A 9,806-nucleotide genomic window follows, 5' to 3' on the forward strand; every position below is an offset into this window, starting at 1 on the left:
TACCTGACACTGGGAATCGGGGCTAACGCGACCTGACGTCTCACACAGGTCACACAGTGACCTATGCCAGCCGCGGCTCCCGGCAGTCCTCGAAGCGCTGAGGACATGCGGGAGTGGACGCAGGCGCGCCAGCTAGCCAGTGTACGCCCGCTCAGCAGGGACACCAAACCGAGGTCGCCGCTACCCGTGGTCGGGTGTGTCGGCGACTTTGGAATCGGACATATTCCATTTTTCCCCTGCCGAGGGCGGCAATGCGGCCCGCATCGCCCGGCGCTCACGTTTGCGCTGCTTACGCTCGCGTTTGCGCTCCCGCTCCTCGACCATCTTGCGCGGGGCGCCGCCGCTTAGGCCGCCGATCGTCGCGAACAGCTGGAGGACGCCCCAGGGGCCGGCGACCCAGATCGGCCAGAAGTATTGCCACTCGTCACCGGCGAGGCTGGTGATGAACCAGATGGCGGTCGTGAGCAGCGTGACGAACAACCACGAGCCCCACACCTGGCCGATCCACTCGGCGGTCGCCCCGCGACCGGCCGCCTTCACCGGATTCGCCACCGGCGCCGGCTGGGCCGGCCGGCTGCCCGGAAGATCGGCGATCAGAAGATCCAATTCGGCGTACGTCTTCGCGGCGTACGCCTGCTGGAGGCGCTCGTCGTACTCGGAGAGGTCGAGCCGGCCCTCGTCCAGCGCGGTCTTGAGCGTGTCGGCGATCTGCCGTCGATCGTCGTCGGCGGCGCGCATCTGGTCACGGCTCATACCACCCAGAGTGCCAGTCCGGCACCAGAACCGGAAGGCCGGCCTCAGGGCTGTCGGGACGTCACCAGATCGCCGAGACGGGCCCGGCCACCGTCGGGCGCCGTGGTGACCCACACGCCGTCCTCCAGCAGCGCCATGGTGTGCTCCACGTGGGCGGCGTACGAGCCGTCCCGGGTCACCACGGTCCAGCCGTCGTCGAGTTCCGCCGTGCGCGGCGAGCCCATCGTGATCATCGGCTCGATGGCCAGGCACAGGCCGGGCACCAGCCGCGGGCCCTTGCCGGGCTTACCGTGGTTGAGCACGTGCGGGTCCTGGTGCATCTCGGTGCCGATGCCGTGACCGCCGTAGCCGTCCACGATCCCGTACCGCCCGCCCTTGCGCACGACTTTCTCCACGTTGAAGGAGATGTCGGTGAGCTTGCCCCGGCCGTTGGCCGCGCCGCGGGCGGCGGCCGCGATGCCGGCCCACATGGCGTCCTCGGCGACCTCGGCCATGCGCAGCAGCGCCGGGTCGGTCTCGCCGACCCCGACCGTGATGGCCGAGTCGCCGTGCCAGCCGTCGAGGATGGCCCCGCAGTCGAGCGAGATGAGGTCGCCCTCCTTGAGGATCTGCTCGTTGCTCGGGATGCCGTGGACGACCTGGTCGTTCACCGAGGCGCAGATCGAGGCCGGGAAGCCGTGGTAGCCCTTGAACGACGGGATCGCGCCCGAGTCGCGGATGACCTTTTCGGCGATGGCGTCGAGGTCGCCGGTGGAGACCCCGGGCGCCACGGCCTCACGCATGGCCTCGAGCGCGGCGAAGACGACGAGGCCGGCGCCGCGCATCTTCTCGATCTGCTCGGGCGTCTTCAGTTGGATGTCGAGTTGGGGGCGGCGCACGTCAGCCCCCGTAGGACCGCAGGGCGTCGATGGCGCGCACCGTGACGTCCTCGACCGGCCCGGTGGCGTCGATGCCCACCAGCTTGCCCTGAGCGCCGTAGAAGTCGACCAGAGGAGCGGTCTTCTCCGCGTACTCGACCAGGCGGTTGGCGATCGTCTCGGCCTTGTCGTCGTCCCGCTGGAACAGCTCCGACCCACAGCGGTCGCAGATGTTCTCCTTGGTGGTCGGGTCGAACTCGACGTGCCAGATCTTGCCGCAGCCGCGGCAGGTCCGGCGGCCGGAGAGCCGCCGGATGACCTCGTCGTCGTCGACCACGAGCTCCATCACGAGGTCGAGCGCGGTGCCCAGGTCGGCCAGGAGCTTGTCGAGCGCCGACGCCTGCGGAACCGTGCGCGGGAACCCGTCGAGCAGGAAGCCGTCGCCGGCGTCCGGCTCGGCCAGCCTGTCCCGGACCATGTTGATGGTCACCTCGTCCGGAACGAGCTGTCCCGCGTCCATGTACCGCTTCGCCTCGACACCGAGCGGCGTGCCCTGCGACACGTTCGCCCGGAAGATGTCGCCCGTAGAGATCTTCGGTACGGCGAGATGGGCGGCAATGAACTCAGCCTGGGTCCCCTTGCCGGCCCCCGGAGGGCCCACCAGCACCAGCCGCACCTACATCGCCTCGCTTAGGTGAGTCGTTGAGATCCTCGACGCCAGAGCCCCCCGGCTCCGCGCCGCCACTACCGGAGGAATCCTTCGTAGTTGCGCTGCATCAGCTGGCTCTCGATCTGCTTCACCGTCTCCAGACCCACACCCACCATGATCAGCACGGCCGTACCACCGAACGGGAAGTTCTGGTACTGCTGCTGGTCGAGCCAGATGAAGAAGAAGTTCGGCAGAACCGAGATCAGGCCCAGGTAGAGCGCGCCCGGCAGGGTGATACGGCTGAGGATGAAGTCCAGGTAGTCGGCGGTCGGCTTCCCCGGGCGGATGCCCGGCACGAACCCACCGTACTTCTTCATGTTGTCAGCGACCTCGGTCGGGTTGAACGTGATCGAGACGTAGAAGTAGGTGAAGAAGATGATCAGCAGGAAGTAGACGCCGATGTAGAGCTCACTCGTCGGGTCGGCCAGCCACTTCTGGATCCAGATCTGGTAGCCCTTGAGGTTGTTCGGGTCGAAGAACTGCAGGTACAGCTGCGGCAGGTACAGCAGCGACGACGCGAAGATGACCGGGACGACACCGGCCTGGTTGACCTTGAGCGGGATGTAGGTCGACGTGCCGCCGTACATCCGGCGGCCGATCATGCGCTTGGCGTACTGCACCGGGATGCGGCGCTGGGCCTGCTCGATGAAGACGACCAGGGCGATGATGACCAGAACCAGCACGATCACCAGGAAGAACTTGGCGACACCGCTCGACTCCTTGATCGTCCAGCCCTCGCCGGGGAGGCGGGCGGCGATCGAGGTGAAGATCAGGACGGACATGCCGTTGCCGACGCCGCGGTCGGTGATGAGCTCGCCGAGCCACATGACCATGCCGGTGCCGGCGGTCATCGTCAGCACCAGGACCGAGAGCGTGAGCCACATCGGCAGGCCGGTGTTCTCCGGGATGATCTGCTGCGACGGGACACTCTGGTCACAGGCGTTACCGAACAGCTGGCCGGTCCGCGCCAGGGCGACGAAGGCCGAGGACTGCAGGACCGCGAGGCCGAGCGTCAGGTAACGGGTGTACTGCGTGATCTTCGCCTGGCCGGACTGGCCCTCCTTGCGAAGCTGCTCCAGGCGGGGAATCACCACGGTGAGCAGCTGCAGGATGATGGAGGCGGTGATGTAGGGCATGATGCCCAGCGCGAAGACCGACAACTGCAGTAGCGCGCCGCCGGAGAACAGGTTGAGCAGGTTCAGCACGCCGGACGTGCCGCTCTCCTGGCTCAGTTTGATGCAGGTCTGGATGTTGGTGTAGGACACACCAGGGCTGGGCAAGGTGGCACCCAACCGGTAGAGCGCGATGATAGCGACCGTGAAGAGCAACTTTTTGCGCAGATCAGGCGTCCGGAACGCACTGGTGAAGGCGGACAACAACTGATCCTCCTGCGTAGGTTGCCATGTGATGGAAGCGTGTTGCGCTCCCGCAAGTCGGGCATCACCCATCAAGCAGCCCAGATAGGCCGCCAGCGGAGGACTGTATCAGCACCCGCGCAGAAACCACCACTGAGCCCGGCACCCCGTTGTCGCACCAGGGCCCCAGAACGACTTGTCGGTTGCATCGTACCCGCTGATCGGCGGGTCACCGGTACACCGCCACGGCGCAGTCCGCGCCGAGGGCTGCCGGAATTAGCACGTACCTCGTCACGACGCGACCCCGCGATTCACGAACCCGCCGAAAGCAGACGACTTCCCGGCTTTTTCGGGCCCCGGGCGGCGCCGGGTGACCTCGGCCAACCGCCGGCGCACACGCTCCCACGTGCCAACTTCACAAAATATCGGCGTTGACCGATGTCACAACCCGTGCTCGGATGTTCACCGGCCTGCCGCGCAGGCCACGACAACCACACGGGAGGAACCCATGAAGCGCAGAACCGCAGCCGCCTTGGCCGCTCTCGGCATGACGATCACCGGAGTGGCCTTCGCACCGTCGCCCGCCTCCGCCGCCGAGTCGGACGTCTCGATCCAGGCGTGCACCCTGTCGGTGGGCGCGCCGACCAAGAGCGGCTCGACCATCACCGGAACCGGCTCCCGGACCTCCGGCTGCGGCACCGGAAAGACCCGCATCGGCATCCAGCGGTCCCGCTGGTACGGCTGGGAGTACATGGCGACCAAGGAGATCACCGGCTCCGGCTCGGTGAGCTACAACTGCGCCGGCACGGGCACGCACGACTTCCGCACCATCCAGGAAGGCCGGAACGTCGGCGGTAGCCCGCTCGTGGTCACCTCCGGCAGCCGCACCTTCAGCTGTTAGAAGCGGACCCGCGGAAAGCAGAAAGCCGTGCTCTCGAGTCCGAGAGCACGGCTTTCCCCAGTACTGACTACAGCTCGGTGGTGGAACCACCGGCGGCCGCGATCTTCTCCTTGGCCGACTCGCTGAACGCGTGGGCCGAGATGGTCAGCGAGACGCCGTCCAGCTCGCCCGAGCCCAGCACCTTGACCAGCTGGCCCTTGCGGACCGCGCCGGCCTGAACCAGCTCGTCCGGTCCGATCTCGCCGCCGTTCGGGAACAGCGCGGCCAGACGGTCCAGGTTCACGACCTGGAAGACGACCTTGTTCTTGTTCTTGAAGCCCTTCAGCTTCGGCAGCCGCATGTGGATGGGCATCTGCCCACCCTCGAAGCGGGCCGGAACCTGGTAGCGGGCCTTGGTGCCCTTGGTACCGCGACCGGCGGTCTTACCCTTGGAGCCCTCACCACGACCCACGCGGGTCTTCGGGGTCTTGGCTCCGGGCGCCGGGCGGAGGTGGTGGACCTTGATCGCCATTACTCGACCTCCTCAACAGTGACGAGGTGGTTCACGGCGAAGATCATGCCCCGAATCTCGGGACGGTCCTCCTTGACCACCACATCGTTGATCCGCTTCAGGCCGAGCGAACGCAGCGAGTCCCGCTGGTTCTGCTTGCGCCCGATCTCGGACCGGATCTGGGTGACCTTCAAACGAGCCATCAGTGCACCGCCGCTTCCGCACGCGCCGCCAGCATGGCCGCCGGCGCCACGTCCTCGACCGGAAGGCCACGACGGCTCGCGACCTGCTCCGGCGACTCGAGGCCCTTCAGAGCGGCCACCGTCGCGTGCACGATGTTGATCGGGTTCGACGAGCCGAGGCTCTTCGAGAGCACGTCGTGGATGCCCGCGCACTCGAGCACGGCACGCACCGGGCCACCGGCGATGACACCGGTACCGGCGGAGGCCGGCTTGAGGAGCACGACACCCGCGGCGGCTTCACCGGTGATCGGGTGCGGGATCGTGGCGCCGATCCGCGGAACCTTGAAGAAGTGCTTCTTGGCCTCCTCGACACCCTTGGCGATGGCCGCGGGCACCTCCTTGGCCTTTCCGTAGCCGATGCCGACGGTGCCGTCGCCGTCGCCCACGATCACCAGAGCGGTGAAGCTGAAGCGACGACCGCCCTTGACGACCTTGGCGACACGGTTGATGGCGACGACCCGCTCGAGATGCGGGGTCTTGTCGACGGGCGCGTTGCCGCGGCCGCCCTCGCGGCGGTTGTCCCGGCGGTTGCCACCCTCGGTGTTACCGCCGGACCCGCCGCCTCGGCGCTGCTGACCAGGCATTGGTCAATTCCTCCTAGAACTCGAGTCCGGCTTCGCGAGCGGCATCGGCCAGCGAGGCGATCCGCCCCGCGTACTTGTTGCCACCGCGGTCGAAGACGACCTTGGACACGCCCGCGGCCTTGGCCCGCTCGGCGAGGAGAGCGCCGACCTTGCCGGCCTTCGCGCTCTTGTCACCCTCGCCACCCCGCAGGGAGGTGTCGAGCGTGGAGGCCGAGGCCAGGGTGTGGCCCTTGAGGTCGTCGATGATCTGCGCGGTGATGTGCCGCGCGGAACGGGTGACGACCAGGCGGGGACGCTCGGCGGTGCCGAAGACGTTCCGGCGGACTCGGAAGTGGCGACGCGCCTTCCCGACAGCCCGCTTGGCGGACACACCCGCGCCGTTGCGACGCTTGAGAAGCGTGGCGGTCACTTCTTACCTGCCTTTCCAGCCTTGCGGCGGATGACCTCGCCCTGGTACTTGACGCCCTTGCCCTTGTAGGGCTCCGGCGGGCGGATCTTCCGAATGTTGGCGGCAACCTCGCCGACCAGCTGCTTGTCGATGCCCGAGACCGTGAACTGGGTCGGCTTCTCGACCGAGAAGCTGATGCCCGCCGGCGGCACGACGTTCACCGGGTGCGAGAAGCCCAGGGCGAACTCGAGGTCCTTGCCCTTGGCCGTGACCCGGTAACCGGTGCCGTTGATCTCGAGCGTCTTCTTGTAGCCCTCGGTGACGCCGACGATCATGTTGGCGACCAGGGTACGCGACAGGCCGTGGAGCTCCTTGGCCTTGCGCTCGTCGTTGGGGCGGTTGACGTGCAGCTCAGCGCCGTCCTTCTCGACCGTGATCGGTTCCGAGACGGTGTGCGACAGCTCGCCCTTGGGGCCCTTGACCTTGACGGTCTGGCCCGTGATGGTGACGTCGACGCCGGCCGGGACCGGGATCGACTTACGTCCGATTCGCGACATGGTTTCTCAGTCTCCAGTTACCAGACGAAGGCGAGGACTTCCCCGCCAACGCTCCGCTTGCGGGCCTGCCGGTCGGTCAGCAGCCCCTGGGACGTCGAAATGATCGCGACGCCCAGGCCGCCGAGCACGCGAGGGAGCTCGTCGGACTTGGCGTACACCCGGAGGCCGGGCTTGGAAACGCGCTTGATGCCGGCGAGGCTGCGCTCGCGGTTCTGGCCGTACTTGAGCTCAACGACCAGACGCCGTCCGACAGCGCCTTCCTCGGGCTCCTCGGCCGACCAGGAGGCGATGTAACCCTCGCTCTTGAGGACCTCGGCGATGTTCGCCTTGATCTTCGAGAAGGGCATGGTCACCTTGTCGTGGTACGCCTGGTTGGCGTTGCGCAGACGCGTCAGCATGTCTGCGATCGGGTCCGTCATCGTCATGGGTGTTCGTCAACCTTTCTCGCCGGGGTTCCCGCGGACGGGCCTACGGCGAAGCGGTAGTACAAAAAGTCGGTTACCAAGAAGCCTTCGACACGCCGGGCAGCTCGCCCCGGTGCGCCATGTCCCGCACGCAAACGCGGCACAGGCCGAACTTGCGGTAGACCGAGTGCGGGCGACCGCACTTCTGGCAGCGGGTGTAGGCACGCACGGCGAACTTCGGCTTCGCGGCCGCCTTGATGATCAGCGCCTTCTTAGCCATGCTCAGTTCTCCTTGAACGGGAAGCCCAGGAGCTTGAGCAGCGCCCGGCCCTCGTCGTCGGTCGTCGCGGTGGTGACCACCGTGATGTCCATGCCCCGCGGACGATCGATCTTGTCCTGGTCGATCTCGTGGAACACCGACTGCTCGGTCAGACCGAAGGTGTAGTTACCGTGCCCGTCGAGCTTGCGCCCGTCGAGGCCGCGGAAGTCACGGATACGCGGGAGGGCGATCGACAGAAGCCGGTCGAGGAACTCCCACATCCGGTCGTTGCGCAGGGTCACCTTCGCGCCGATCGGCATGCCCTCACGCAGCTTGAACTGCGCGATGGACTTGGTCGCCCGCCGCACGAGCGGCTTCTGACCGGTGATGGTGGTCAGGTCACGCACGGCGCCGTCGATCAGCTTGGCGTCGCGGGCGGCCTCGCCAACACCCATGTTCACGACGACCTTCACCAGGCCGGGAACCTGCATGGGGTTGCCGTACTTGTACTGCTCCTGGAGGCCGGCGACGACCTCCGAGCGGTACTTCTGCTTCAGACGCGGAAGCGTCTTGGTCTCGGTGGCGGCAGTCATCAGATTTCCTTACCGGTCGTACGCGCGATACGGACCTTGGTGCCGTTCTCGTCGACCTTGTACCCGATGCGGGTCGGCTTGCCCTGGTCGTCCACGATCTGCACGTTCGAGATGTGAACGGGGGCTTCCTGGGTCACGATGCCACCGGTCTTCGAACCACGCTGCGTGGTGCGAATACGTTCGTGCTTCTTGACGCGGTTGACGCCCTCGACGAGGACCTTGTCCTGCCGCGGGTAGGCCGCGATGACCTTGCCCTTGGCACCCTTGTCCTTGCCGGCGATGACGACGACCGTGTCGCCCTTCTTGATCTTCACGGTCAGAGCACCTCCGGCGCCAGGCTGATGATCTTCATGAACCGCTTGTCGCGCAGCTCGCGGCCGACCGGGCCGAAGATGCGGGTACCGCGGGGGTCCCCACCGTCCTTGATGATGACGGCGGCGTTCTCGTCGAAGCGGATGTACGAGCCGTCGGGACGGCGCTTCTCCTTGGCGGTGCGAACGACGACGGCCTTGACGACGTCGCCCTTCTTCACACCGGCGCCGGGGATGGCGTCCTTGACCGTGGCCACGATGACGTCGCCGATGCTCGCGTAACGGCGACCGGAGCCGCCGAGCACCCGGATGCACAGGATCTCCCGGGCACCCGTGTTGTCAGCGACGCGCAGTCGCGACTCCTGCTGAATCACGTCTGTCTCCTATGTCTGCCAGTTCTTCGGCCCGGGGGCCGAAGCTTGGCGGAACGATGGTGGGCCGGGCCGGCCCGAAGGCCGGCCCAGCGCACTCACTTGGCCTTTTCGAGGATCTCCACGACACGCCACCGCTTGGTGGCCGACAGCGGACGGGTCTCCATCAGGAGAACCCGGTCGCCGATGCCGCACGCGTTCTGCTCGTCGTGCACCTTGAGCTTGCGGGTACGACGCAGAACCTTGCCGTAGAGGGCGTGCTTAACGCGGTCCTCGACCTCGACGACGACGGTCTTGTCCATCTTGTCGCTGACCACCAGGCCCTCGCGAACCTTGCGGGTCGCCCGGGCCGAGGTGGCCGTGCTCTCGTCACTCATGCTGTCACCTCATCCGGCGCAACCGAGAGCCCCAGCTCGCGCTCACGCATGATCGTGTAGATCTTCGCGATGTCCTTGCGGACGACCTGCAGCCGACGGTGGTTGTCGAGCTGGCCGGTCGCGCCCTGCACGCGAAGGTTGAACAGCTCCGCCTTGGCCTCCCGCAGCCGCGCGATCAGCTCCTCCTCGGAGAGCTCGCGCAGCTCGGCTGCCTTAACGCCCGCTGCCATCAGCTTTCACCCACTTCGCGTGTCACGATGCGGCACTTCATCGGGAGCTTGTGGATCGCACGGCGCATCGCCTCGCGCGCGATCGTCTCGTTCGGGAAGGACATCTCGAAGAGAATCCGGCCCGGCTTGACGTTCGCCACCCACCACTCGGGAGAACCCTTACCGGAACCCATGCGGGTTTCGGCCGGCTTCTTGGTCAGAGCGTTGTCGGGGAAGACCGAGATCCAGACCTTGCCGCCACGCTTGATGTGACGGGTCATCGCGATACGGGCCGACTCGATCTGCCGGTTGGTCACGTACGCGGGCTCCAGCGCCTGGATACCGAACTCACCGAAGACAACCCGGTTGCCGCCCTTGGACGCGCCGTGGCGGTCCGGGTGGTGCGGCTTGCGGAAGCCCTTCGGGGGCTTACGCGGCATCAGCAT

General features: G+C 66.8%; 18 protein-coding genes. 1 reads left to right on the forward strand and 17 read right to left on the reverse strand.

From position 1 onward, the window contains the following. Positions 1-180: 180 nt before the first annotated feature. The 4 genes from AB0C26_RS11715 to secY all read right to left on the reverse strand — a co-directional run bounded on the left by AB0C26_RS11715 (position 181) and on the right by secY (position 3,698). The gene (locus AB0C26_RS11715; RefSeq protein ID WP_360245536.1) at positions 181-753 is read right to left on the reverse strand and encodes a DUF1707 domain-containing protein; all 573 of its coding nucleotides are present in this window, start codon (positions 751-753) and stop codon (positions 181-183) included. A 44-nt stretch (positions 754-797) separates the two neighbouring features. Next, positions 798-1,631, reverse strand: a complete 834-nt coding sequence (gene map / locus AB0C26_RS11720; protein WP_360245539.1) for a type I methionyl aminopeptidase — start codon at positions 1,629-1,631, stop codon at positions 798-800. 1 nt (position 1,632) lies between these two features. Further along, a complete protein-coding gene (locus AB0C26_RS11725; protein ID WP_360245542.1) occupies positions 1,633-2,286 on the reverse strand; it encodes an adenylate kinase in 654 nt (217 codons plus the stop codon). Positions 2,287-2,354: 68 nt separating this feature from the next. Then, positions 2,355-3,698 carry a preprotein translocase subunit SecY gene (secY, locus tag AB0C26_RS11730; RefSeq protein ID WP_360245545.1) on the reverse strand — a complete coding sequence of 448 codons (1,344 nt, stop codon included), beginning with the start codon at positions 3,696-3,698 and terminating at the stop codon, positions 2,355-2,357. Between the two features lie 484 nt (positions 3,699-4,182). On the opposite strand from secY, the gene AB0C26_RS11735 reads away from it, so the two are divergent. Then, on the forward strand, positions 4,183-4,575 hold the full coding sequence (locus AB0C26_RS11735; RefSeq protein ID WP_360245548.1) for a hypothetical protein: 393 nt from the start codon (positions 4,183-4,185) through the stop codon (positions 4,573-4,575). A gap of 67 nt (positions 4,576-4,642) precedes the next feature. Here AB0C26_RS11735 and rplO read toward each other — a convergent pair whose 3' ends face one another. The 13 genes from rplO to rplP all read right to left on the reverse strand — a co-directional run bounded on the left by rplO (position 4,643) and on the right by rplP (position 9,806). Then, on the reverse strand, positions 4,643-5,086 hold the full coding sequence (gene rplO / locus AB0C26_RS11740) for a 50S ribosomal protein L15 (protein ID WP_360245551.1): 444 nt from the start codon (positions 5,084-5,086) through the stop codon (positions 4,643-4,645). Then, positions 5,086-5,268 (reverse strand): 50S ribosomal protein L30, encoded by a 183-nt coding sequence (rpmD, locus tag AB0C26_RS11745; protein ID WP_014687772.1) that lies wholly within the window; start codon positions 5,266-5,268, stop codon positions 5,086-5,088. The genes rplO and rpmD overlap by 1 nt, the downstream gene beginning before the upstream one ends. Then, the gene (gene rpsE, locus AB0C26_RS11750) at positions 5,268-5,891 is read right to left on the reverse strand and encodes a 30S ribosomal protein S5 (RefSeq protein ID WP_360245554.1); all 624 of its coding nucleotides are present in this window, start codon (positions 5,889-5,891) and stop codon (positions 5,268-5,270) included. The genes rpmD and rpsE overlap by 1 nt, the downstream gene beginning before the upstream one ends. A gap of 13 nt (positions 5,892-5,904) precedes the next feature. Further along, complete coding sequence (gene rplR / locus AB0C26_RS11755) at positions 5,905-6,300, reverse strand: 50S ribosomal protein L18 (RefSeq protein WP_360245557.1); 396 nt, start codon at positions 6,298-6,300, stop codon at positions 5,905-5,907. Beyond that, positions 6,297-6,836 (reverse strand): 50S ribosomal protein L6, encoded by a 540-nt coding sequence (rplF, locus tag AB0C26_RS11760; protein ID WP_360245560.1) that lies wholly within the window; start codon positions 6,834-6,836, stop codon positions 6,297-6,299. Before rplF ends, rplR begins: the two co-directional genes overlap by 4 nt. Before the next feature lie 17 nt (positions 6,837-6,853). Continuing rightward, the gene (gene rpsH / locus AB0C26_RS11765; protein WP_360245564.1) at positions 6,854-7,261 is read right to left on the reverse strand and encodes a 30S ribosomal protein S8; all 408 of its coding nucleotides are present in this window, start codon (positions 7,259-7,261) and stop codon (positions 6,854-6,856) included. 73 nt (positions 7,262-7,334) lie between these two features. After that, on the reverse strand, positions 7,335-7,520 hold the full coding sequence (locus AB0C26_RS11770; RefSeq protein ID WP_014440734.1) for a type Z 30S ribosomal protein S14: 186 nt from the start codon (positions 7,518-7,520) through the stop codon (positions 7,335-7,337). 2 nt (positions 7,521-7,522) lie between these two features. Then, complete coding sequence (gene rplE / locus AB0C26_RS11775; protein ID WP_360245567.1) at positions 7,523-8,092, reverse strand: 50S ribosomal protein L5; 570 nt, start codon at positions 8,090-8,092, stop codon at positions 7,523-7,525. After that, entirely contained in the window at positions 8,092-8,412 is a 321-nt protein-coding gene (gene rplX / locus AB0C26_RS11780) for a 50S ribosomal protein L24 (RefSeq protein WP_097322767.1), read from the reverse strand. The genes rplE and rplX overlap by 1 nt, the downstream gene beginning before the upstream one ends. Then, positions 8,409-8,777, reverse strand: a complete 369-nt coding sequence (gene rplN, locus AB0C26_RS11785; RefSeq protein ID WP_007073026.1) for a 50S ribosomal protein L14 — start codon at positions 8,775-8,777, stop codon at positions 8,409-8,411. The genes rplX and rplN overlap by 4 nt, the downstream gene beginning before the upstream one ends. A 95-nt stretch (positions 8,778-8,872) precedes the next feature. Further along, a complete protein-coding gene (rpsQ, locus tag AB0C26_RS11790; protein ID WP_203761916.1) occupies positions 8,873-9,151 on the reverse strand; it encodes a 30S ribosomal protein S17 in 279 nt (92 codons plus the stop codon). Beyond that, positions 9,148-9,381, reverse strand: a complete 234-nt coding sequence (rpmC, locus tag AB0C26_RS11795) for a 50S ribosomal protein L29 (RefSeq protein WP_360245572.1) — start codon at positions 9,379-9,381, stop codon at positions 9,148-9,150. Before rpmC ends, rpsQ begins: the two co-directional genes overlap by 4 nt. Then, complete coding sequence (gene rplP / locus AB0C26_RS11800) at positions 9,381-9,806, reverse strand: 50S ribosomal protein L16 (RefSeq protein ID WP_097322770.1); 426 nt, start codon at positions 9,804-9,806, stop codon at positions 9,381-9,383. The genes rpmC and rplP overlap by 1 nt, the downstream gene beginning before the upstream one ends.

Source organism: Actinoplanes sp. NPDC048796, from assembly GCF_040650035.1.
Lineage (GTDB): Bacteria > Actinomycetota > Actinomycetes > Mycobacteriales > Micromonosporaceae > Actinoplanes.